The 23,245-nt window shown below is 61.8% G+C and carries 26 protein-coding genes; 9 read left to right on the top strand and 17 right to left on the bottom strand.

Annotation, left to right across the window (positions count from 1 at the left end):
* The first annotated feature begins 48 nt into the window (after positions 1 to 48).
* On the top strand, positions 49 to 1,584 hold the full coding sequence (amaB, locus tag D8W71_RS03255; protein WP_121110962.1) for an L-piperidine-6-carboxylate dehydrogenase: 1,536 nt from the start codon (positions 49 to 51) through the stop codon (positions 1,582 to 1,584).
* A 119-nt stretch (positions 1,585 to 1,703) separates the two neighbouring features.
* On the opposite strand, the gene D8W71_RS03250 is transcribed toward amaB, so the two are convergent.
* A complete protein-coding gene (locus D8W71_RS03250; RefSeq protein WP_121110960.1) occupies positions 1,704 to 2,270 on the bottom strand; it encodes a TetR/AcrR family transcriptional regulator in 567 nt (188 codons plus the stop codon).
* Positions 2,271 to 2,349: 79 nt separating this feature from the next.
* Here D8W71_RS03250 and D8W71_RS03245 point away from each other — a divergent pair, with 79 nt between their 5' ends.
* A complete protein-coding gene (locus D8W71_RS03245) occupies positions 2,350 to 2,928 on the top strand; it encodes a dihydrofolate reductase family protein (protein WP_121118483.1) in 579 nt (192 codons plus the stop codon).
* Here D8W71_RS03245 and D8W71_RS03240 read toward each other — a convergent pair whose 3' ends face one another.
* Together D8W71_RS03240 and D8W71_RS03235 are read right to left on the bottom strand one after the other, a co-directional pair.
* The gene (locus D8W71_RS03240) at positions 2,929 to 4,089 is read right to left on the bottom strand and encodes a hypothetical protein (RefSeq protein WP_121110958.1); all 1,161 of its coding nucleotides are present in this window, start codon (positions 4,087 to 4,089) and stop codon (positions 2,929 to 2,931) included.
* Positions 4,090 to 4,234: 145 nt separating this feature from the next.
* Positions 4,235 to 5,179 carry a hypothetical protein gene (locus D8W71_RS03235; RefSeq protein ID WP_121110956.1) on the bottom strand — a complete coding sequence of 315 codons (945 nt, stop codon included), beginning with the start codon at positions 5,177 to 5,179 and terminating at the stop codon, positions 4,235 to 4,237.
* A gap of 166 nt (positions 5,180 to 5,345) precedes the next feature.
* Between D8W71_RS03235 and D8W71_RS03230 the strand changes: the two genes are divergently transcribed.
* The 7 genes from D8W71_RS03230 (at position 5,346) to D8W71_RS27280 (ending at position 10,884) form a co-directional block, all read left to right on the top strand.
* Positions 5,346 to 5,885, top strand: coding sequence for a helix-turn-helix domain-containing protein (locus D8W71_RS03230; protein ID WP_121110954.1), 540 nt, complete (start codon positions 5,346 to 5,348; stop codon positions 5,883 to 5,885).
* Entirely contained in the window at positions 5,882 to 6,367 is a 486-nt protein-coding gene (locus tag D8W71_RS03225) for a YbaK/EbsC family protein (RefSeq protein ID WP_121110952.1), read from the top strand. The genes D8W71_RS03230 and D8W71_RS03225 overlap by 4 nt, the downstream gene beginning before the upstream one ends.
* A 175-nt stretch (positions 6,368 to 6,542) precedes the next feature.
* Positions 6,543 to 6,869 carry a cupin domain-containing protein gene (locus D8W71_RS03220; protein ID WP_201265353.1) on the top strand — a complete coding sequence of 109 codons (327 nt, stop codon included), beginning with the start codon at positions 6,543 to 6,545 and terminating at the stop codon, positions 6,867 to 6,869.
* 240 nt (positions 6,870 to 7,109) lie between these two features.
* The gene (locus D8W71_RS03215; protein ID WP_121118479.1) at positions 7,110 to 7,490 is read left to right on the top strand and encodes a hypothetical protein; all 381 of its coding nucleotides are present in this window, start codon (positions 7,110 to 7,112) and stop codon (positions 7,488 to 7,490) included.
* Positions 7,491 to 7,585: 95 nt separating this feature from the next.
* Positions 7,586 to 7,924, top strand: a complete 339-nt coding sequence (locus tag D8W71_RS03210) for a MarR family winged helix-turn-helix transcriptional regulator (RefSeq protein ID WP_201265238.1) — start codon at positions 7,586 to 7,588, stop codon at positions 7,922 to 7,924.
* 1,463 nt (positions 7,925 to 9,387) lie between these two features.
* Entirely contained in the window at positions 9,388 to 10,095 is a 708-nt protein-coding gene (locus D8W71_RS03200) for an HNH endonuclease (RefSeq protein ID WP_161965394.1), read from the top strand.
* Between the two features lie 516 nt (positions 10,096 to 10,611).
* The gene (locus tag D8W71_RS27280) at positions 10,612 to 10,884 is read left to right on the top strand and encodes a hypothetical protein (RefSeq protein ID WP_153275300.1); all 273 of its coding nucleotides are present in this window, start codon (positions 10,612 to 10,614) and stop codon (positions 10,882 to 10,884) included.
* A 447-nt stretch (positions 10,885 to 11,331) separates the two neighbouring features.
* On the opposite strand, the gene D8W71_RS03190 is transcribed toward D8W71_RS27280, so the two are convergent.
* From D8W71_RS03190 to thrS, 14 genes are all read right to left on the bottom strand, one after another.
* Positions 11,332 to 11,550, bottom strand: coding sequence for a hypothetical protein (locus D8W71_RS03190; RefSeq protein WP_121110942.1), 219 nt, complete (start codon positions 11,548 to 11,550; stop codon positions 11,332 to 11,334).
* A 2-nt stretch (positions 11,551 to 11,552) separates the two neighbouring features.
* Positions 11,553 to 12,818: a phage major capsid protein gene (locus D8W71_RS03185; protein ID WP_121110940.1), complete on the bottom strand. Its 1,266-nt coding sequence runs from the start codon at positions 12,816 to 12,818 to the stop codon at positions 11,553 to 11,555.
* Between the two features lie 17 nt (positions 12,819 to 12,835).
* Positions 12,836 to 13,396, bottom strand: a complete 561-nt coding sequence (locus D8W71_RS03180; protein ID WP_121110938.1) for an HK97 family phage prohead protease — start codon at positions 13,394 to 13,396, stop codon at positions 12,836 to 12,838.
* Positions 13,397 to 13,810: 414 nt separating this feature from the next.
* Positions 13,811 to 14,032: a hypothetical protein gene (locus tag D8W71_RS03175; protein WP_121110936.1), complete on the bottom strand. Its 222-nt coding sequence runs from the start codon at positions 14,030 to 14,032 to the stop codon at positions 13,811 to 13,813.
* Between the two features lie 190 nt (positions 14,033 to 14,222).
* Entirely contained in the window at positions 14,223 to 14,363 is a 141-nt protein-coding gene (locus D8W71_RS03170; protein ID WP_153275299.1) for a hypothetical protein, read from the bottom strand.
* Between the two features lie 47 nt (positions 14,364 to 14,410).
* On the bottom strand, positions 14,411 to 14,605 hold the full coding sequence (locus tag D8W71_RS03165) for a hypothetical protein (protein WP_121110932.1): 195 nt from the start codon (positions 14,603 to 14,605) through the stop codon (positions 14,411 to 14,413).
* Between the two features lie 416 nt (positions 14,606 to 15,021).
* Positions 15,022 to 15,354: a hypothetical protein gene (locus D8W71_RS03160; protein ID WP_121110930.1), complete on the bottom strand. Its 333-nt coding sequence runs from the start codon at positions 15,352 to 15,354 to the stop codon at positions 15,022 to 15,024.
* Positions 15,355 to 15,413: 59 nt separating this feature from the next.
* Entirely contained in the window at positions 15,414 to 16,076 is a 663-nt protein-coding gene (locus D8W71_RS03155; protein WP_121110928.1) for a hypothetical protein, read from the bottom strand.
* A complete protein-coding gene (locus D8W71_RS27275; RefSeq protein ID WP_153275298.1) occupies positions 16,073 to 16,288 on the bottom strand; it encodes a hypothetical protein in 216 nt (71 codons plus the stop codon). Before D8W71_RS27275 ends, D8W71_RS03155 begins: the two co-directional genes overlap by 4 nt.
* Complete coding sequence (locus tag D8W71_RS03150) at positions 16,288 to 16,488, bottom strand: hypothetical protein (RefSeq protein ID WP_153275297.1); 201 nt, start codon at positions 16,486 to 16,488, stop codon at positions 16,288 to 16,290. Before D8W71_RS03150 ends, D8W71_RS27275 begins: the two co-directional genes overlap by 1 nt.
* 424 nt (positions 16,489 to 16,912) lie before the next feature.
* Positions 16,913 to 18,343, bottom strand: a complete 1,431-nt coding sequence (locus D8W71_RS03145; protein WP_121110924.1) for a recombinase family protein — start codon at positions 18,341 to 18,343, stop codon at positions 16,913 to 16,915.
* Positions 18,344 to 18,393: 50 nt separating this feature from the next.
* On the bottom strand, positions 18,394 to 20,424 hold the full coding sequence (locus D8W71_RS03140; RefSeq protein ID WP_121110922.1) for an HNH endonuclease signature motif containing protein: 2,031 nt from the start codon (positions 20,422 to 20,424) through the stop codon (positions 18,394 to 18,396).
* Positions 20,425 to 20,477: 53 nt separating this feature from the next.
* Positions 20,478 to 21,698, bottom strand: coding sequence for an ISL3 family transposase (locus tag D8W71_RS03135; RefSeq protein ID WP_121110920.1), 1,221 nt, complete (start codon positions 21,696 to 21,698; stop codon positions 20,478 to 20,480).
* A gap of 215 nt (positions 21,699 to 21,913) precedes the next feature.
* Positions 21,914 to 23,149: a threonine--tRNA ligase gene (gene thrS / locus D8W71_RS03130; RefSeq protein ID WP_121118477.1), complete on the bottom strand. Its 1,236-nt coding sequence runs from the start codon at positions 23,147 to 23,149 to the stop codon at positions 21,914 to 21,916.
* Positions 23,150 to 23,245 lie beyond the last annotated feature (96 nt).

Genomic DNA, 23,245 nt, shown 5'->3' with positions numbered 1-23,245 from the left:
GCAACGATGCGCACGACGTAACGATCCGCACACGAAAGGTGGACGCACATGTCCTCGACCGTCACCCACGACGAGCTCAGCGTTCGGACTCGCGCGATTCTGACCAGGCTCGGGGTGACTGCCGACCTCGATGTACCACCGTCGCGGTTGCCGATCGTGGCGCGTTCACCGATTACCGGTGGGAATCTGGCGTCGTTGGCCTCCGCGACGGTGTCCGACGTGGATGCCACTATCGCGTCCGCGAGAACCGCGTTCGCACAGTGGTCGACGGTTCCCGCACCGGTCCGAGGCGGGTTGATCCGTGAGCTGGGTGAACTGCTGCGCGAACACAAGGACGACCTCGGGTCGTTGGTCTCCATCGAAGCAGGCAAGATCGTGTCCGAGGGCCTCGGTGAGGTGCAGGAGATGATCGACATCTGCGACTTCGGCGTCGGGCTGTCGCGTCAGTTGTACGGAAACACCATCGCCACTGAGCGGCCTGGTCACCGAATGATGGAGCAGTGGCACCCGCTTGGGGTCGTCGGCGTCATCACCGCCTTCAACTTCCCGGTGGCCGTGTGGTCCTGGAACACGGTGCTCGCCCTGGTCGCCGGCGACACCGTCATCTGGAAGCCGTCGGAGAAAACTCCGTTGACGGCGTTGGGTGTTCAGGCATTGTTCGAGCGTGCCGCAGCGAAGGCGGGCGTGGACCCCACCGTCGCCCAACTTGTCATCGGCGACCGCGTGGCAGGCGAAGCGCTCGTCGACGATTCCCGTGTGGCGCTTCTGTCCGCGACCGGTTCGACGCGGATGGGCCGGGCCGTGGCTCCACGGGTTGCCGAGCGGTTCGGGCGCGTGCTCCTCGAACTCGGCGGGAACAATGCGGCCATCGTGACCCCGTCGGCCGATCTCGACCTGACCACCCGCGGCATAGTCTTCTCGGCGGCCGGTACCGCGGGGCAGCGGTGCACGTCGCTGAGGCGTGTCATCGTGCACTCGTCGATTGCCGACGAACTTGTGGAACGCGTCTCGAGGGCATACGAATCGCTGTCCATCGGTTCACCTTTGGAGTCCGATACCCTGGTAGGGCCATTGATCGACGCGCCCGCGTTCGCGGGCTTCCAGAAGGCGTTGGACGCAGCGGTGTCGGACGGCGGAGTGATCAAGGCAGGCGGTGAGCGCGTCGACGTGGGCGGCGAGTACTCGTACTACGTGCAGCCCACCGTGGTGACGATGCCGGCCCAGACCGACATCGTCAGGCACGAGACCTTCGCGCCAATCCTGTACGTGTTGACCTACGACACGCTCGACGAGGCGATCGAGCTACACAACGATGTGCCACAGGGACTTTCGTCGTCGATCTTCACCACGGATCTGCGTGAGGCCGAGAAGTTCCTGTCGGGCGCAGGGTCCGACTGCGGCATCGCGAACGTCAACATCGGTCCGTCGGGTGCAGAGATCGGTGGCGCTTTCGGAGGTGAGAAGGAAACCGGCGGCGGACGCGAATCCGGTTCGGACGCATGGAAGTCCTACATGCGGCGTGCGACCAACACGGTCAACTACTCCAACGATCTCCCGCTCGCCCAGGGAGTGGAATTTGCCTGATGCGGCTTCGCCCCCCATGCGTGCGTAATTACCGCCGAACGTAATTACGCACTCACGACCGTTGACCTGCTCGTGCGTGCGTAGTTACCGCCGAACGTAATTACGCACTCACGGGCGGGTCAGCGCAGCAACCCCGCGACCAGCGAATCGACGATGTCGTCGGTCGAGGTATCGGGGTCGATGGGATAGGTCAGCCGGTCGAGCAGCAGTCCGTCGATCGCGTAGTGGAACAGGGCGATCTCTTTCGATCCACCGGGTAGGCCTGCGGCCAGGTTGAACTCGACATCGCCTCGGAAGTTCGACCGCTGCCAACGGCCGAGTGCGTCCCTGATTTCCGGGCGTCTCGACGCCTCGAGCCGTAGTTCGAACAGCGCAAGCGTCACGTCGCGGTTGCCGAGGAGACGAGCGACGATATCGCGTGTGTACTCCGCGAACAGCTCTGGGCTCGGCGTCTGCGCTGCCAGGGGTGCGTGGACTTCTGGATCGGGCGCCAGTCGCTCCCCGATACGTTCGATCAAGCCCGCGACGATGTCTTCACGTGATCGGAAGTAGTTGGAGCTGGTGCCCTTCGGGACACCGGCTGCGTCGTCGATCGCACGATGCGTGAGCCCGCGCGCGCCTTCTGCGGCCAGGATGCGTATGCCGGCGTCGGCGAGCTCGGAGCGTCGCTGCGGGTTACGTGCCATGAGAAAAGACTAGCCGAACCACGACAAGTGTCGTACTCTTGCGATGTAACCACTACAAACGTCGTGAATGGAGATCCGCATGCGTGAACTGGTCTACTACGTGGCTGTAAGCCTCGACGGCTACATCGCAGCACCGGACGACACGTTCGATGCGTTCCCGCAGACGGGCGACCACATCGACATGATTCTCGCCGAGTACACCGACACCATCCCGACCCTCGGACTCGAAGCGACCGGACTGACCCCGCCGCTGACTCGCTTCGACACGGTCCTCATGGGGTGGAACACGTACGACATCGGCCGTCCTCACCCACCCAGAGGGCACTACGGTCATCTGAAGCAATATGTGTTCTCCCGCAGCCACATCGGTGCCGATGTCGAACCTGGGCTGACCCTGACGGATCGGGACCCGGCCGAGGTGGCGCGGGAGTTGAAGCAACAGGACGGAAGTGGGATCTGGCTCGCCGGGGGTGGAATTCTGGCGTCGTCGATGGTCGAAGAAATCGACAGGCTGATATTCAAGGTCAACCCGATACTGCTGGGATCGGGCAAGAAGATCTTCGCCGAGCGCGACTACTCGGTCGGCCGATGGAATCTCGTCGCGAGCACGCCCTACGAGTCGGGCGTCGTGATCAACGAGTACGTCCCCGGGACGTGATCATTCGATCGGAATACTGTGGGCTCGAAGCCGCTCGACGAGGTCCTCCGGTGGCCAGGTGGGCAACCGGAATCTAGCCGGGTCGAGTCCTCGAACCGGCTGAATCCCGGTGATGGACAGAACGTCCTCGAACTGGACGTAGAACGGCGGGAAGCCGTCACGGCAGAATGCGACGAGATCGGTCTGCGGCAAAGTGCAGTCCACGTCATGGTCCCAGATGGTGACGGTTCGTGGACCGAAGGGCGTCGTTCTGACGGTTGCAGTGCTGACCTCGGACCGTACACCGTCCAGCTCGTACTGGCGAATGAGCCAACTCGACTGTGCTGCATACTCCTTGGCGATGTGGACGCAGCGAGCGCGTGCGCTTCCTGTGTCTTCCGGCTGGACGTAGTCGTACGTGACGACGGCGCCGCGGTCGTCGACGGTGTACGCCTGCGGCGACAGAAAGCGCGAGGTGTGGGCGTACTGCTCTTCGACCTTGCGGAAATGGTTTGCCAGCAGGTCGGGATCGTCACTCGGCACGACGTATAGCGTGTCTACATCCGGGACGAATGCCACTGGCGCACAGCCGAATCGGCCCTGGTGGGACGCGAGCCACCCTGGATCCAGGAGCCACGAGGTGACGTACTGGCCACCTCGATCGACGAGCCGTTGGGTTGCGCGGCCCTTGGACGGGTCGGCGTGCTGGGTGATGGTCGCAAGATTGGAGCGCGCGGCGGCGAACACCGTTGCCGGGTCGACGCCCCACTTGTCGATCGTTTCCCACGAGACGATGTCGCGATGGGTCGGCAGATCCACCGCGACGAGTTCGTCCACGAGCGGGAACACGCGGCGGGACAGCAGTAGGTCGGGCGGTGAGCCGAGCGTGTACGTAGACGGCTTCAATACCGGTCGCAGTCGCGGAAGCGCCTCGTTCCAGCTCCCTGGCCATTCGATGGACGACATCGTCGTGGACACGAAATGGGCGACGTGAGATTCCAGGTCGAGATCGGAGGCAGCGGCGGTGTCATGGAATAGGTGATCTAGCTGAAGGACCGAATCGCGGCCGTACCTGACTGCAAAAGTCGTCGGATCGAACCGCGGGTCGGTCCCACCCTCGCTCTGCACACGTTCGACGACGAGACGCGCAAGGCGCTCCCGCGGATCCTCGTTTCCCCCCACCGGGTGATGGTAAAGGATAGTGCCCGGTCTATCGAGTCGTTGGGGCTGTATCACGCGTCCAGCGCGGTTGGACACTTCACAAGACCGACTTCGACGTGGGCAGGTCCGCACGAGCTCCCCGGCACGGTCAACTGTCGACCGAACCTCATAGGTCGCGAACGCCTGGAACCACGACTGACCTCGACGCTGACTGCGCGGTGAAGGCCACGGAAGCGAGCACCACACCCACGATCAGTCCCAACGACACCAAGTCCGGCGGTTGTCCGGCAGCCACCTGCGTCAGCCACGTCAGTCCGGGTAACAGTGCGATGATGGCGATCGCCCGCAGCGGCTCCGCTCGTTGGACTCCGACCTGCAGCACGAATAGCGGAACAACGACGGCGAGACCACCGAACACGAACAGCGTCGTCAACTCGCCGGCATCGGGCATCGGAGTTCCACCGAACAGCCATGCCACTGCCGCAAGAACGTAGGTGAGATGGAAGCGGTGAGCGGTCACCCAGACCGGACTGATTCCACTGTCGCCCAGCGCTTTCGACAGCAATACAACCACCGCCATGCCATTGCCCGCCACAGCGGCCAGCAGCAGTCCCGCAATTGTCCGAACGGAACCGGTGCTCGAGGCCGACAACTGCCAGGTGCGGTATGCAAGAAGAAGCCCGAAGCCCACCATGACTGCAACCAGAATCAGTTCGATCCGCCCGTGCCAGTTGCGACGTCCCGCCACGACGCGCGCGATCACCATCAATGCCACCGGTCCGAGTGCCGATTCGATCGAACTCGTCGTCGAGGCGGGAACGAGACTGATCGACACGTAGAAGCTGAGGAATGTCGTGGCCGTAGCAACGTTCATCCAGATCATCGACACGCGTGCCCCCCGTGGCGCCGGTCCGGCGTCGCTCGGACGCAGTTTGTCGATGACGCCGAACACGGCGGCGGCGGTGGCGAACGCCATGGCCGAGAAGATCATGCTCTCGGAGGCGCTGACCCTCCCCGACATGATGCCTTGCACGACAGCCTGCACGGCCACGGCAGCCAGAATCAGCAGAAGGACGCGGTTGTGCGAGAACCGCCAGGCAGAAATGGGCATTGCATCCCCTCGGTGTGGAGTGCCTCGTGAACCGCACGAAGCCGGGCCGTGCAGGCCGGAAACCTCGCGACGGCAGACGCATTCAGCGACCACGCCTGCGCGAGGTCCCCTTGACGAATCATGAAACCAGGCTATGGTCGTTCTGTAAACAGAACGGAAGAACATCATGGATGACGACGTCGGCGGACGCCTGCGAGCCCTACGGCTCGACCGAGGCTGTTCGCTGTCCGAGCTGGCGCGCCGGAGCGGGATAGGCAAGGGCACGATCTCCGAGCTCGAAAACAACCGTCGCGGAGCGCGTCTGGACACCCTCTTTGCACTCACCAGCGCGTTGGAGGCACCCCTGGGAGCCGTCCTGCCCGACCGCGCCGTGAACTCTGCGTCTCTTCACGGCGACTCCGTCGACGCGACACTGGTCGACCGGTTCGAGCTGGCCCAATGCCTGGTCGAGGTGTACCGGGCCTCGATCAGCGAGACCGTCCAGCATTCGGACCCACACGCCAACGGCGTCGAAGAGACGGTGACCGTCGTGGAAGGCCGGGTGGTGGTGGGTAACGGAAGTCAGGAGTTGACGGCAGGCGAGAGTCACCGTTACCGAGGCGACGAACCCCACCTGTTCCGGTCCGTCGGGGGTAGCGCCACGGCCCTGATCTTGATGCACTACCCGCGTCCGCACTGCACCGGATCGAGAGAGGCAAGCCAGTGAGTGAACTTCCAGTGCCCGAACGCACTCGTATTGTCCGGGAGCACTTGACGGCCGCCGGGATAACCGCACCGATCCACGAGTTACCGGCCTCGACCCGCACTGCCGCCGAGGCGGCCGGCGCACTGGGATGCGAGGTCGGAGCCGTCGCCAGCAGCCTGCTGTTCCTCGCTGACGACGAACCCGTCCTCGTGATGACCAGTGGTCGACATCGTGTCGATCCGGAGCGCCTCGGCGCCGCACTCCGGGTCGGAGAAGTACGACTCGCGGCGGCAAAGCAGGTCCGCGCCGTGACGGGTCAAGCCATCGGAGGAGTCGCACCGACGGGACATCCTGAACCGATCAGAACCGTCATCGACGAAGCCCTGCAACAACACCCGAGGATCTGGGCCGCGGCGGGGACCCCTCATACCGTCATGTCGCTGACCTTCGCCGACCTGGTCACGTTGACGCGCGGCACCTGCGTCGTCGTGGCGACCGATTGAAAGATGACGGCAGGTGCCGGAACGCGTATGCGTCCGCCGCGGCCAGCCGACCCGCTTTTCGAACAGTCCCGTCGACCTTTAGGCTCACCAATAGATGGAGAAAGCGATGAACACACAAGGTTCGCGGCCGCGTACCGCAGATGATCGCGTCCGTAATGTCGAGGATGCATTGTCCATGGTTTCCGAATACTGGCAGCCGCACCGACTTACGACTGTCAACGACTACGACGTCAAAGTGGTCAAGCTCGAGGGCGAGTTCGTATGGCACACGCACCCCGAAACCGACGAACTCTTCCTTGTGGTTCGTGGCGACCTGACGATCCAACTCCGCGACCGCGATGTCCGCCTCGGACCCAACGATGTATTCGTGGTGCCGAAAGGGGTCGAGCACTGCCCCAAGGCGGACGGAGAGGTACATGCAATCCTGTTCGAGATTCAAGGCACCAGCAATACTGGGGACGCCGAAGGGGACCGCACCTCGCAAACACACGAACTCGGCTAGCGGCAACGGGTTCGCTGATCTACGAGAACGGCAGGATGACTCCGATTATGGTGCGCTGATGGAACATCTGGTTCAGCCGGGGAGTTTCGATGTCGGTTGACACGACCGCGTACTCCCGTCGTATCGGGAGAACCGGCCTCGGAAGTTCGACCCCTAGGTACCGGACAAGCTATTGAATGCACGAGGTCATCGAGGTAGTTCACTATAGGAAAATGTATGCGGATCGCATATAGTCTGAGTATGCATTCCAGTCTTGAAGCAGCAGTCAATGAGTGGCACGCGAGCGTCAACGCCGATGATCTGCCACGGTCTGCGCGGGCGGTCAGTGATCCCGTCGTCGTCCTCGGGCCGAAAGGGGCTGGCCCGATAACCCCTTCGCAGTTCGCCGAGTGGGTGACGCGGTCAGGGATCAAGCTGATTCCACGGTCCTGGCACCCGATCAGCGAGCGGTTGATGGTGGTCGAGGAGGACGCCACCTGGCCCGAGAGCATTCAGCCAACGCGGGTCGCGACGGTCTTCCGTGCTTCCAACGGAAAGATAACGGCTGCACTGCGATTGCCCGACCTCGAGGCCGCTCTGGAGCTTGCTTTCATCTGCCGCGAGATGGCGGCAACCGAATGAACAGCCAAGGGCCGGGGCAGGTCTTGTTTCACTTCGTTCGCCACTGGGCGAGTCGGCCCGTGGCCGCGGACGTCGGTGGTGAGCGAGGAAGACTCGTGACGGTGTGCGAAGCGGTGTACTCGCTCTGTCAGCGGGGGACTGCTACAACCGTCAACGCAATCGCGCACGAGGTAGGGATCGACCAAAGTGGCGCATCGCGATTGATCAAGAGCGCCAAGTCAGCTGGCTACCTGGCTATGGCAGCATCCCCGTCTGATGGACGACAACGTGAAGCATCACTCACCCCCGCAGGCCTGTCCATGCTCGAGCAGGCACATCGGTGGCAGGAAGACGTCTTTGCGCAGCTGACTACCACATGGAATGACAAGAGGCGTCGCGACTTCTACGCGGCGATGAGAGAACTGATGGACAGCTCCTACACCATGGACACATGACACGAGCGTGGTCGAAGAACCAATTCTTCTGTCGCAACGTCAGATTTGGCCCGCGGCTGACGTGCCGGGGCTGCTCGGGTGCTTCTATGAACTTCGCAATGGCCGAGCACCCAGAACGCGACTCCAGTCGTGCTGCCCGGCCCGATCGGCCTGAATCGGAAGGCGGGAGAGCACCAATCCCAGGTGCCGTTGGCCGCGCAACTTTGCGCTCATTCTTCGCCGATACCAACGGTCCTGACGTCAAGACAGGTCCGGACTGGGTGGACGGCTCCGCCGGCGTTCCTTCAAGGTAGCGACTCTCTCGCAGATGTACGTATTCCAATCAGCGACCGGAGTGCCCACGACGGCCGAGGTAGCTACGTCAGCGGAGCGCATCAGCGGCGGTGATTATCTTTGGGCATGGCTGTGGGCGGCACAGGTGGTGCTTTCTGTGCCGCTGGGTGCAGGTGCCCTGTGTGTGGGGCTGGTTGGGACTCTCGGGTGGCGACCGGTTCTGCGGTCGGGTCGCCACCCCCTTGTGTCAGGCGGGTGGTGCGCCTGGTTCGGGGGTTCCGGGTTGTTGGTGGCCAGGTTCTCGGTGGTCTGGTTCTTGGGGGTCCGGTGGTGGGGTGTTGGTTCTGGGTTGGGTGCTGGGCATGCCGGGCAGGGGCATGTCGGGGAGGGTGTGTTGGGAGGGTGTGTTGGAGGGGTGGATGTATTCGTGTGGGTGGTGGTAGTGGTAGAAGTCACTGAATATTGGCCACCGCGACACGCGACCTTGCCCTAGCGTATCGAGTCTGGTGAGGGCGCTAGAGTGGTCGCTGTTACATCGTCGCCGCTGGCCGTGGGCCGGGCAGCTCTCGGGCTTCCTCTGACCTGTCAGCGCGCATTGTTGAGCCGCTGGCTGTGGGCCGGGCTATCCGAGAGCACCACCACATGCCGGAGGCTCGTTATGTCCACGTTCGACTACGCAACCCAGCTCGTTATCATCGCGGCGTGCACGCGCTACCTGTTCGGCGCGGTTTGCATATCCAGCCAACACGCGATCCGATCTAGCGTCTATCGCATGAGCAGAACCGACCGATTCATCGCAACCGTCTATCCGCTGTCGCTGTTCGTGGTGTCGCCGATCTACGCGTACTACCTGCTGCACTGGCTCGGGCTACCCGCATAGAACGACGAAAGCCCCGACCTCGGGAAGCTGATTGCCGGGGTCGGGGCTTTCGGGTGCGGGTCGAGCTGTGAACTATCTGCGAGGAAAGTTATGCCTACACCGCGTTACCGCGTACTCCAGTGTGCGCCCGTCCCGGTGAAAGTTCCAGCCGCAAAACGGAGCAGAACTTTCCTCGATCTCTCTCTAGAGTTGTCGGTGGGAGGTTCCAACTATGAACGGATCATGCAAGCACGACACCTGCGATCGAGTCGCCAACGGTAGCCGCGGATACTGCAAAGCTCACTACCTGCGGTGGCACAAGGGGCAGGATATGAACGCGCCCTTACTGACTCGGCAAAGCGTCGGCGCTACCTGCTCGGTCGATGGTTGCTCGAAACCACGTAAGGCCAAGGGCTACTGCGATACTCACTATGCGCGCCACAAGGCCGGTCTGTCTGCCCTGCCACCTATTCGGTCGCACAATCGGGTGTGCGAGCACGACGGTTGCGACCGGCCGCACGGGTCCAAGGGCTACTGCCATGCTCACTACAAGCGTGCGAAGACCGGTCTACCTATGCACGAACCGATCCGAGTCCGCGGTGAGGGCGGTGGTGCTTGCTCGGTCGAGGGCTGCGACGATCCCGCGCACGGTAAGGGACTCTGCCGAACGCACTACGGGCGCGCCTACCCGCGCTCACCCGAAGCGAACAGGGCCAAGCTCTCGCGCCGTCGGCATCGTGCGGTGGTGCGTATGACGGTCGAGGATCGCGCTCTCTCGGTCGAGTACCGGCGCGCTATCGAGCACGACAGTTGTTACTACTGCGGGCGGTCGGGTGTCATGCACGACGATCACAAGCTACCGCTGTCGCTCGGTGGCACCGACCATTGGTACAACCTGTGTCGCGCATGCTCGGATTGCAACCTGCGTAAGGGCACCATGACGGTCGTCGAGTGGGTCGTGCAGTACGGCGCATGGTGGTGGGAGCAGAACTACCCTGAGAGCAGTGCTCTCACTATGATCGAAAAGCGAGTACACTGAACACTTTTGAGGGGTCATTCTGAGCAAAAATCTGAAATTTCCAAATCGTACCCCTATTTTCGCTGGTCGCAACGCTCTGACCAGGGCTTTTGTGGGAGATTTTCGATCAGAGAGAGTAATCGGCTGCGTGGCAGGGTCAGCCGTGCCTACTGGATACGGTGTCAAGTATCCCCCCCTACCCTGGGCGGCAGGGGCTTTCGAGATCAGGGCTCGCCGGGCGGTCAGCGAGCGGGGTCTCCAGCGAAGTGAGTGGACGAGTCAATCAACCTGTGTCACAGTGGGTTCTAGGTATCAACTACCCAGACACCCACACCACCACTCGGAGACACCATGCTTGCACTCGCACCAGCCGTCGGACCGACCACACCCACAGCGCCTACCGCCGACCCGACACCAGCACCGAGCACGACGACAGCGAAGACTGTTGTTCTCAAAGTTCTTTCGAACAAACATGTTCAATCGATTGCGAAGCGAACACTAACTGTCACAGCACAACTCATCGTGTGCATGGTGGTCATGGGTGCAGCAGGCATGGGACTCTTGCTGGCTTGGCTGGCGTCGACCACATGGAACCTACTGACAGGCATGACTATTGGAGTGTTGTTGAGCAACAAGAGTCAAACGATCTTGGGTATCGACACAGGATCAGCAAGTGTGCATGTGGATGTCGAGTGGCTGAACGACGAACTGGCAGTGCATGTGTGGAACGTGGCAGGCAGGGTCATCGAGCGCGCTATCGAGTGGCTCATCGAGTCCGCGGTGGTAGTGCGCGGTATCAGCAGGGCTTGATTACCGGGGGCTGAGCCCAACGGAGAGCGCCGATCCGGCGGTGGTGGTATCAGAGTGCCCGACCCGATCTCGACGACGGTGAGCGTGAGCATCAGACACATGAGCCGCAGTCGAGGTCGGGTCTAGCTAGATCCATATTCGAAAGTCGGAGGGACCGCGCAGTCTTGACAACTTTCGAACACAGATCACAAGAACGTTCGACGTCGGGAGCGCCTGCCCGGATAAACCAAAGCCGGGGTGCATCTCCGCGCTTATTGCCACCGTCCACAACATGAGGGCATGAATGTGAGACGGAGCGCTCGGTCTGTGTCGAACGTTTGCGGTGTCATCGCGGACACCTGCCGAGTTGCGTTGGTTGGCAACGTACTTTCGGCGTCAAGGTGCCGGATCGAGCCGTACAGGTGGTCCGCGTAAGGAAACCTGCCGCTACTCGATCCGGCTAGTCATCTAGTCGAGCTTGTCGATGGGCACCCATTCCCACACCGGCCGCGCCCAACCTGTCTCGGGATCATTGCGGAGCACCATAATTTGACGCGCCGAGCCTGACAGCAATCGCTCGTCGGCGGTAGGCGAGTTCGGCATCGAGCGCCAGTGTGAAAGCGTCAACCCCTCACGCCGCTTCTCGTTGCCGAACGGACCATCGTCGAATGACTCGACCTCGATCATGGTTACTTGACGCCCTGGTCGACCTGAAAAGCGAGAGGCTGGGCGATCTGCACATCCCATCGGCTGCTGGCCAGGAAAGCGACCTGCCCTGTGTCAGCGTACCTTTCGGTGAGAACGCGTAGCGTGAAGTCCTGTCGCAGACCAATCAGGAGCTGATCGAACTGTCCCGTGATGATCACCGACGTATCGTTGCTGGTGCCGGTCGACAGGTTCACCGGAACGCTCGATGTCACGAACGCCTGCGGCAGGTGTGCCGGTCCCGCGAGGTAGTCGCCCTGACTGTTCTTCAGGAGTGCGAGCGCCGTTGCAGTCCTCGGGCTTGCGATTTGTGCTGTCGGAATGAAGTTCTGCGCGGCAACGTTTCCGACGGCCTGAATCAACCAATCGTAGTTGGTGATTGCGGTTCCGTTGGCCCCGTGGGCAACTTTGGGGACTCCTGGGGTATTGACCAACCCCAACGGGTTCGGGCTCACACCGTCGCCGAAAAGAGCGAACTTGTCGATGCCGAGCGCGAACTGACGAGCGAAAGCCTGCGAAATGACGTCCCCGGCAGCAGGATTGGCATCATCGAGCAGTTCCTTGGATATCAGAATCAGGCGCTCGTACGAGCGAGCTTTCAGCTCGACAGCATCGAACGTCATGTCCTGCGCGACCCTCTGCTGTCCCTCGGCGTAGAACGACGGCGCACCCTCGCCCGTGAGTCGTGGCACCCGAAGCGTCGAGCTTGTCATGGGTACGATCGTCGCACCGGCCTGTGTGACAACGGCATTGGCGCGTGCGATGTCGATCAGGTTGGTTGCCAGAGGTGTCGGAACGATGGCTGTGGAGTTTGTGGTCGCGAGAGCGCGCTCGGCCTCGGCCCCGTCCCAATTTCCCGTGGCCATCCCGCGAATCAGGCGGTCGAACGAGAGTTCATCGGTGGCTTTGGCGTCGGCGTGTCCGTTGTCGTTGGCCCATGAGCGGAACGAGTCTCCCTTACCGAGAGTCGTCTTACCCCGGAGCGAGATCGAGCTGGAGGCAGTGCGGGTGGTTCCCGGCGAACCGTCCTCGGTGGACAGTGTTTCGAAACCGTTGATGACCTTAGCGGCGCGAGCTTCGATCGCTGAGATCCGTTCGCGGGCTTCTTTGTACTGCGCTTCGAGGTCGTCGAAACGCTCGGTGTCCTGAGAATTCAGGTCTGCGCCTCGGGTAGCGAGTGTTTCGAGTTCTGTCTTTGCTTCGCCGAGAAAGTTCTGCAGCTCGGCCTTGTTGGCTGTCTTGAGATTCATTGTCTACCTATCGTCGGTTAGAGATCGAGTAGCCGTAAACGGCGCGTAGCCGCTTCGGATGTAAGAGTGTGTGTGTCCGCGCTGCGCGAGCCTGTAACTGCTGCGGCGTCCCCGTACGCGCCTTCCAGCACGAGAGACACCTCGGCGAGTGCAACCTCGGTTAAGGTTCGCTTGGTCCTGGTTCGGTCCCATACTTCGGAGATCGGCCGGAAGCCTATCGACAGATGATCGAGCGATCCGTCGCGTACCAGTTCCAGTGCCTCATCACCCGATTGAGTGCGGGACACTCGGAACTCGGCATAGAGTCCTTCGGCGCGCTCTTCGAGCAATACGGCTCGACCTAGGGGCATCCGTGATCGGTCATGCAGTCCGAGTAACTTGACACGTTCTCCACGCTCGGCGATGGTCTTGCGGAATGCGCCATACCGGATGGTTTCCGTGAATTGGCCCTCATAGCTGTTGATTTCAGCTGGTGAGTCGAACGGCGCGGCGATCCCGGAGATGATCCGTTCGTCTACGTCGTCGGACCTGAGTTCGAGACGTAGAGGCGTAGTGCGGTGAATGAGATTGGAAGTCATGGGATTTCCGTTCGAGGTAGCGCGGTGATGACACACGTGTCCTTCGAGAACGGCCCTTGATGCGCTGCGACGAGTGGGTTTTCCTTCCCCGGCTCGTGCTTCTTCGCTGGTGAGCGTTGCTGCGGCGCTGGCGATTCCCTCGGCTCGTGATGAGCGGTCGGGGCGACCTGCTGGGATCCATTCTAGTCGTTAGGTGTGGTAACAACCCGCTCGAAAACGACCCCGATTTCCGTTGATGGGAGATCAGGGTCGTCCTCGGGTCAGGTCAATCCCGGCAGCGTTTGCAGAGATCGACGCCTGCCTGCCTGACGCGCCTGCCACACACCGAGCACCTGACTACCTTGACCCGCGGTGGTCTCGGTGTTCTCGGAGTCTCTCGGAGGATCTGAGCCCTCCAGTCATCGTCGGGGAACCTCATGCGTGCGCCTCCACGAACTCGGTCCACTCGGCCTCGGTATCGAACAGGTCGGGGCTGGCGGTGGCGTAGGTGATCCCCGCGGCGCGGAACTCGATCAGGTCATCGGACACTCGGTGCGCAGTGGTCCCCGGCTCGTTGGTGATTTGTTCGCGCTGGTCCTCGGGTAGCGCGTCGAGCCCTGCCTGCAACAGTTCGTAGAGCTTGCGTGTGTTGATCATGCTTCTTTGCGTCCTTTCCTCGGTTCGAACTTCCCGGCGTTCCACATGCGCTGTCTTGGGTTAGGTCCGTCTGGTTTGGCTTCTCGGCAACACACCCATCGGTGACGCTTGTCGAATAGGTAGTAGGTGATTTCTTGTCCTTGCCGGATCGGCGCGGAACACAACGGGCAGGTGCTCGGTCGCTTGGCTTTCAACGCGGGTCGCCGTCGTCGAGTGCGCTCGGTACGAACCTTTGGTAACCGTCGCTGTAGTGGACGATGTGTCCGTAAGCGTTCGGGCTGCGGACGGTTTCGACGTGGTCTATCTGGTCGCGGTCGGGAGTGGCGTTCATCTTCTGGTCTCCTCGGTTGGGTCGGTGTAAACGAATCTGCTTACACGTCATCTGGTCTCCAGTTCGTCGAGAGGGTCGGTGTGGACGTAGCGAATACGGCCTGAAGGGGTCTCTGCGAGTCGGCCAACCTCGATCAGCTCGACCACCAGTTCCGTCGAATAGCCTGCGTCGGTGAGGCTCTGAGGACTCACTCCGTTGACGTGAGCGCGTACGTGCGCCAACAGTCGGCCCTCGGTGGTCATTGGAGCGTCCGAATAGTGTTGGAATTCATGATGTTTCACTTTCCTGGTCTGTTATTGATAACGATTGTCAGGTATGATCGAGTGGCCGGATCATCGAAACCTGTGGGAGGTCCAATGTCCGCACCTGTAATTTCTCGCCCCTCGTCGGCTATCGACGCGCTGTTCTCGACGCCCGCGCCACGCAGAACCTCTCGCCCGTACCGCCGAGCGGACCGACCTCTCGTCATAGCACCCGACGGGAAGCTACGTCGGCAGGTCGCGCCGAGCATCTAGAGGCGCACCCTCGACCCCCCGGCCCCTCGGCTTTCGGTTCTTATGGCTGAATCGAACGCTGAGGGGCTTTATCGCGCCAGGGGCTACTCGGGGTACTTAGTAACGCTAAAGACCGCTGGGCGTGGACGCTGGGCGGTCGGAAATCACGGTCGCGATCCGTTGTAGACAGTTGCCATGTTGGTCCGTAGCGCCTCGACGTGTTCTTCGGCCATCTCGAGCGTGACGTGGAAAAAGATCTCGTCGATCTCGCCGTCGGAATCGAGCGGAATGGAAATCGCCACCGAATAGGGCGCCTCTGTCGATACTCGATGTTTGGTGACTAGGCTCGTATATCCCTCTTCGTCTGTCTCGCCTGTCTCGGAATAGAATTGATTACCGTCCATTATCGACCATGAGTACGTGGTCAACATCTCGAGGAACATCGTTCGATATACCCCGGTCAGCTCGATCACCGGCTCGAAAAAGAACAACACCACTTCGTGTGGTCCTTTGGAATTTCGGTCAATTATTCCCGTCGAAAAGAAACTGATATCGATCATGCGCGGTCCCATCCTGGTGGCGGCTCGTCCAGTTGCTTGATTCCCGGACGGGTGGGTAATCTGCGGCGCGGTCTCTTTTGTGCGCCCTTCTCACTCTCTGGAGCGACGGAGGACGACGACGGCGAAGCCGAGTCGGAGGACGTAGGAGTGACTGTCTCTGTTCCCGTTCCCTTTCCCTTATTAGGACGGGACGGGACGGGACGGTACGGGGTCATGTCACCTGGTGCGTCACCTAACGCGTCACCATTGCTCTGTTGCTGGTCAGAGGCTTTCGACTTCGGCGATGCGTTACGTGACGCGTTACTGACATCCTCTTCCTTCATGTCGAGTCCTCTTTCTCGATACCGGCGCTGGCGCTCACGTCCGAGTTGTGCCCGTCGCTCGACCACCTCGGCCAATTCCTGGTCCTGCCACGGCAGTTGATAGGTACCGTCGCCGTTGTCGATCCATCCGAGTTTGTCTATTAGTTCGGCGATAAGATCGGGCGCATTGTCGAATACAGCGGTGAGCTTCGAGAGATTCCGAGCCTTGAGGTGTCCGTCATTTCCGGCTTTGTTGCAGAGCACTAGAGCGCGGATATGGAATAGCTCGGCATCGTGCGAGAGTTCGAGATCGTCGGCGCGGTCCGACCAATCATCAGGAATGCGAGTCCATGTCACTCTGAATTCACCTTGCCTTGATCTCGTCGCCATTGCATGTAGTGCTTCGAGCACATTCGGCGAGTACGGGCCTCGGTGGCGCACTCGGCGCGCATGCAGATCAGCTTGCCGTTCTGGGAGTACTGCTCGGCGGCAGCAAGCTCGGCAGGCTCGGACGCATGCACCAGCTCGTTCGGGTGTCTCCTACCGCATACGACACCAGCCGAGCGCATCACCGACCTCCAGCGAGTAGGGCCGCAATCCGGCCGCGCTGTTCTTCGGTCAGTGGCGGCGCTGCGGCGACGATCTCCCGAACCTTGTCCTCGATTTTCGAGGTGGCCAACTCGGTTTCGAGGTCGGTATGGTCGCCGTTCGGGTAGTGGCGTCGGTTCGTGCCTAGCTTGCCGCCGAGAGACTGGGTGCGCTTCGACATGGACATGGTTACCTCACAGGAGTTTTGGGTTCCTGCGGGGCCTGTAGGAGTATGGGCCGACTTCCCGTACCTACCAGTTCCGCTCTGACGCCTTCGCAATCATGAGTGTCGATCTCACCAGGGTCGGTCACCCGGTGTCTTTAGCTATTCGGAACGCTACACCCACAACCGGACAGTGGCTGCTACACGCACGGTGTGTCCGGACCACCAGCGTGTAGCTGCTGCGTTGATGTGGTGGCGTGTTATCGGGCGTCAAATGAGCCGACGTAACGCGCACTGGAAGGTAGAGGGGGGTTTGTCCTCCTGAGCATTTTTGCTCACAGGGACATCTTTCACGTCGTCGGCTGCTGTTCGTTGACTCACGCCCTGCATGGATGCGATTGCGCGAGTGGTGAATCCGCGCTTTAGCAATAGTGCTAAACGGCTACCGTTTCCACTCGATAACTATGCGGTCGGCATCGAACACGTTGCCGCGCTTGACTACCGGCAGGATCACCACGCTCATGAGTACGTCGATGATCTTCGAGCGCCGCTCGGGTGAGAGACCGGACCACACCGTATCGAGGTCGCCCTCGGCGAGCAGTAGCTCGGCAACCGGATCGCGCTGCGCCTGAGCGGCAAGCTGGCGGTCGATCTCGGCTACCTGGTCCCTCAGTGGCTTGACGGCATCGAGCAGGTCCGAGTAGTCGAGCCCGTCGTCGGTACTCCAGGCGCCGGTGGCCGAATCGATCCGAGCGAGCAATCCGTCGCGGCGAGCGGTGAGCGCGGGCAGGTCGACCCCGGTGCCCTTGTCGAGGAGGTCGAGAGCGTCCGGACGCGCCAACCTACCGAGCACGATCGAGTCCACGTAGTCGTCGAGCCGTCGCTGATCTCGGCGGTTGTGGCCCTTGACCCGGCATCGGTAGTGGGGAATGCCTCCTCGGCGCGCTACTTCCATCTTCGGCAGCATGCCGCCCTCGTCGGGATGACAAGCGCCACAACGGTACACGCTCGATCCTTGCCATAGCCGATCCTTGCGTGTGGGCTGGCGGCGTCCGTCGAGAAACGCTGCGACAGCATCGAATACGTCATCGTCGAGGATCCTCGGCCACTGTCCGACCACGCCCGTAAGGATCTGTCCGTTGTACGTGACCCGCTGCGCATAGAGCGCGTTCCGGAGTTGTTCGCCGACTCGGCGCGATGTCCATTCGCTCCCGTGTCCGTTCTCCAGCTTCGCGCCGGTCGGACTGAGTAGTTGCCTTCCGCTGGTGCGCAATCCTTCTCGGTTCCAGCGTCGAGCGATCTCGGACGTCGAGACACCACCGAGTATGTCGGTAGCTGCGAGCCGAATAGCCTGCGCCTCAATGGGTTCGATCTCCTGTCCACCGAGCTTGTACCCGAACACACGGCGGCGCACTCTCCACTTACCCGACTCGGCGGCTTGACGGTGTGCGAGCTTCATACGCTCGACGGAATGTTCTACCTCACCCTCGGCTACGGCACCGAGAATCCGCGCCTGCATGCGCCCGCTCGACGTCGACAGGTCGAGATCGCCGGAGGTCACTGTTCGGATCGGGGTCGATTGCAGCGCGTCCACGATCCGCACCAGGTCGACGGCGCGTCGGTACAGCCGGTCGGTGTGCCAGACAACTATGCCGTCCACCGCACCGGCAGCGACGTCGGCGAGCATCCGCTCGAACTCGGGCCGGGGCTTGCCGCTCGCGGCGCTCACGTCGTTGTCGACGTACACGCGGGCGACGGTCCAGCCGAGCCGGTCGGCGAGGTCTCTGCACTCGTCCTCTTGCCGCTCGACGCCGCGCCGGGTTGCATCGGGATCGGACGAGATGCGCACGTAGATCGCTGCGGAGATAGCCATAAGTCCACGCTAGATCGAGAGCAGTGCTCTGGGGTGGGTTTCGTAGGGTTCTAGTGGTTGATGGTTCCGTGTCTGTGGGGGTCGAGTGCGGTGGGTGGGTGCCAGAGGGTGCGGCCGGGGTAGGGGTGGTCGGGTTCGGCTTTGGTGGTGGCCCAATGGGTGTCGGTTTTTCCGACGAGGGGGTGGTGGATGTCGCAGCCGAAGGTGAGTGTGTCGATGTCGGTGTTGCCGCCGTCGGCCCATTCGTCGATGTGGTGGGTTTGGGAGTAGGTGGCGGGTCGGGTGCAGCCGGGGAAGGTGCAGCCTCGGTCGGCGGCGATGAGGACGATGCGTTGGTCGGGTGTGGCGAGGCGTTTGGTGCGGGCGAGGTGCAGGGGTCTGCCGGTGCGGTCGTCGAAGATGACGAGGTAGTGGTGGGCGTGGGTGGCCATGCGGATGGCGTCGCGGATGGCGATGGTGGATCCGGTGGCGGTGATGGCGTGTCCGGTGGCTGTTTCGAGTTCGTTGAGTGTCATGGTGATGACGGCGGTGACGGGTAGTCCTCGGTGTTGGCCGAGTTGTCCGGAGGCGAGCATTTGTCGCAGGATTGTTTTGAGGGCGTCGTGTTGGCGTCGTCCGAGGCCGCGTCGGTCTCGTTGGGCCCGTTCGGTATCGGCTTCGGATTCGGCGTCCTCGCCGTCGCCGTCGGCATCCTCACTCTCGTCCTCGGCGGCGGCGTCGTCGTCCGAACTGTCGCCCGGCTCGTCGTCTGGTCCGTCGTCTCGCGAACTGTCGCCCGGCTCGTCGTCTGCTCCGACGTCGTCCGAATTGTCGTTGTGGTCGCTGGTGGGTGTGTCGAACAGGCTCGGATCCGTGGCCGTGGCCCCGTCTTGACCGTGGTGTTCGTCATCGTTGGGTTCGTCGTCGTTGTGTTCGTCGTCGTTGGGTTCGTCGATGAGGGGGGTGGTGTCGGCGGGGTTGCACATGCCGGGTTTGGCCCATTTGCTGAATGCGGCTTCGAGGTAGGCGCGGAATTCGGCGTCGCAACGGAATCGTCCGGTGCTCAGTCCTGCGGCGTCGGGGTCGTCGAGGTAGAGGTAGGTGCGGTCGGCGACCGATTCTTTGTCGAGGTCGCCGTCGGGGTCGAGGATGTCGTAGAGGCGGCGGGCGGCGACGGTGAACGCGTCGGGTAGTAGGTCCCTAGCGAGTTGCACCAGTTGTTGTTCGGCGTGCTCGGCGGTGTCGGTGTCGACTTTGGTGCCGAGTCTTTTGAAGAATTTGCGGATGATCTGTTGGTGTTCTTCGCCGATGATTCCGTCTTCGGCGGCGTGGGTGGTGGCGGGTAGGTGTGGTGGGAGGCGTTCGCCGGTGAGGGTGGTGCGTTCGCCGAATTGTTCGGCCATCAGGATGCGTTGTCCGGATTGTTTCATCGACAGTCGTAGGAGGACGGCGAGTGCTTCGGGGATCGATCCGTAGATGCCGTCGAGTCCGTGTTGGTCGATGAGGTCGGCGATCCAGGTGTGGGAGTAGGCGAACAGGGTTCGGGTCATGGTTTCGGTGCGCATCAGCAGGGCTCGGCGGTCACTGTTGGTCAGGGCCATGGTTTGTATCTGTCCGAGTCGCGTGATGCCTGCTTCGAGGTCTGCGATGACGCGTGCGAGGCCGGGTGCGTCGATCACCGGTGTCGCGGTCAGGTCGAGTTCGGTGACCGGTACGACTCCGTCTCGGTCGTCGCGGTTGGTGGACCAGGACTGTGCCCAGGCGGTCATCGGATCCGGCTCCGACCCAGCCTCCTCCACTTCAGCCTCCTCCGACCCAGCCTCCTCCGATTCAGCTGGATCCTCCGTGCTGATCGAATCGGGTTCGACTGCAACACCACTCAGCTCGGAGGTCTCACCCGCACCGGCGTCGTCACCGGCGGGGTCAGCAGCCGCATCCGGCAGCACGGCAGCATCGCCAGCCGTGACTGAGTCGCCAACCGTTACCGCTTCCCCCGCCGTCACCGCTTCGCCGGCCGTGACCACCCCACCGATCGTCAGATCGGCGATATCCCCTGCTGCTGTGTTGGCTTCGTCGACCGAAGCGCTATCCCCCGAAAGCATGAGATCAATCTAGCCCGACCCACCGACAAGTTTTCGAACGTACGTGCCCATCCTTACCTTTGTGTGGGTAGTTTGACCTCGATTCCGCCGAGGTTGAGGTAGATCATTGCTTTCAGCGATGCGGCAGAGTGGTGGCCGTAGCCGCGGGCGTTGATCAGTCTGATCTTGGAGTTGATTCCCTCGATGAGAGCGTTGGAGACACCCAATTCGATTGCTGCGCAGATCGCCTCGGACTTCTTGTCGATCATCCGGGCGAGTTGAACGAACGCACTGATGCCGCAGGACTTCGCTTCTTCGATCCAACGCCTCAAATACCGTGCAGCGTTCGACGGCGCGACTTTCCGGTAGAGATCCCGGAACTGTTCCTTCAGACGCCACGCCGTCCCGACTTCGGTGTCAGCTGCAGTCACCGTCCGCAATAGCGACTTATGGGTCTTGGTGAGCCGATTCTTACCGAGCCGCAACGCTGTTCGAGCCTTGCGCCACTCCGGTGCCTGCATGGTCAGCGTGCGACGAATCGACGCGGCATCGGAGAACACCCGGTCCAACGCTCGATTGACCCATTGCATGACATGAAAGGGATCCATGCACTGACGAGCCTGCGGGACGTGATGTTCGGCGGCCGCACGGAACGCCGGCGACCCGTCCATCGACACCACCTGCACCTCCTCTCGCTCCTGCGCGGACTGTTGTTCGAAGAACTCCGAAAACGAGTCCCGACCGCGGCCCTCGGAGATATAGATGACCTTGCCGGTGTCGTGATCACCCACGATCGTGAGGTACTTGTGCGGATGCCGATAACAGATTTCGTCGACACCGATCCGATAGAGCCGATCGAGGCGACGCGAGTCGATCAACGCATCGACCGCGCGTGTGACGATGGAGGTCACCGTTCGCCACGCGCAGCGCATCAACGTCGATACCGAGGTCCTGTCGGTGCGAGTGACCAGCCACAACACGGTGTCTTCGAAGTCTCGTGAATGCCGCGCTCGTGGCCGCGCCCACGGGATGTCCTCGGTACGAACACCGCAGGTCGGGCACTCGATCCGTCGGATCGAGTAGACCAGCCACACCTTGTGCCGGCCGAAATCGAGATGCCGCCAGCGACGAGGTTCGCGATCGTAGGCCGCGGTGCGCGAATAGCCACACGGGCACTTCACACGGCGTGCGGTAAGTCTGAGCGTGACCTCGACGGATGAGTCTGTGATCGACACATCCGATACCGATGCACCGGGGATCTGAAGTAGACGGTTAAATGCAGTACTGACGCGCACGTGTAGCGGTCCTCCGGATTGAGGTTGGTGTAGGAACCCCGAAATCTAGAGGCCCAACACGTGCGCGTCCCTCATCTCACCGGCAACTCGCCGAACACTGCGTCCAACAACACAACCCGCCCTGAACAGCAGAAATGACGCCCACACAAACCTCAGGAGCGCCACACCAGTTCGAGCCCAAATCTTGAGTGGATCAAACCGTCGGCTCGTTCCGATCATTCCCTCCATGGAATCGAATGCTGTCGTCCTCGGTGCGCTGTCCTCATGAGATCGACAAGTCTCGCGCTAGGTACATCCACTCTGATATCCCCAGCCACATCACTGATTTGGACTATGCCGGCCTCAGCTTCTCTTGGTCCGATCACACCGATGAGGTGATCTCGGCGTTCGCGGGCGCGCCGGATCCTCGACCCGAGTGGGCCCTCGTGCTCGATTCTGGGGCGGAGGTCGTAGCGGATCGCCTCGTCGGCCAGCGCCCGTGCACTCTCGTCCTGGTCGGGGCCTATCGGGAGCAGAGTGAGTTGAACAGGTGCCAGCCAAAACGGAAGTCTGCCTTGATATTGCTCGAGAAGGGCAGCGGTGACGCGTTCCATCGATCCCACGGTTCCTCGGTGGATCATCACCGGTCGGTGTCGACGTCCGTCCGAGCCTGTGTACGCCAGATCGAACCGCTCCGGTTGGTTGAAGTCGAGTTGGACTGTGGCGATGGTTTCTTCGTGGCCGCGTCCGTCGCGTACCTGAATGTCGAGCTTGGGCCCGTAGAAAGCAGCCTCACCAGGTACCTCGACCAAGGACAATCCGTGCTGGTCCGCGATAGGTCGAGCTGCTGTGCGCAGGCTTTCTTGCCCTCGCTCCCACTGCTCGGTGGCACCGAGCCAACTGTAGGATTCGTCGCGGGTGGAGAGCCGAATGTAGTCGATCGACAGCCCCAATACACGCTGCGCGTTCAACGCCGAACGCAGCGCCAGGCCTGCTTCTGCTTCAACTTGGTCGGACCGACAGAACACGTGGGTGTCGTCCAGGGTGATCTGACGTACGCGGCTCAGTCCGGAAAGGACACCGGACCTTTCGGCGCGAAACATGGACGCCAGTTCGTTCAACCGAACTGGCAAATCACGATACGACCTGGTCTCGGAAGCAAAGATCAGAGCGTGATGAGGGCAATTCGCGGGCCTCAACACCAATTCGTCGCCGCCGAGATGCATTGCCGGAAACATGTCTTCGTCGAACTTCTTCCAATGTCCTGAGCGCTCGTACAGCGCGCGCTTGCCGAGCACCGGTGAGTACACGCTCACACATCCGTCTGCGCGCGCGAGCTCTCGCGCGAAGTCCGCGAGTTCCTGTCGAATGACTGCGCCGGCCGGAAGCCACATGGGTAGGCCTGAACCGACGAGCGGATGGGTGGCGTAGACGGACATGCTGCGATTCAGTTCGCGGTGGTCGAGATTCATCGAATACTCCTGTGTCAGTTGGATACGGACCCAGGAAATCGACGAAGCCCCGGATCGAATCCGGGGCTGGATGAGGCTGAGCGTCGTCAGTTCATC

It is taken from the genome of Rhodococcus sp. P1Y (genome assembly GCF_003641205.1).
Taxonomy (GTDB): Bacteria; Actinomycetota; Actinomycetes; order Mycobacteriales; family Mycobacteriaceae; genus Rhodococcoides.
This window is presented reverse-complemented; position numbering and strand designations above follow the sequence as displayed.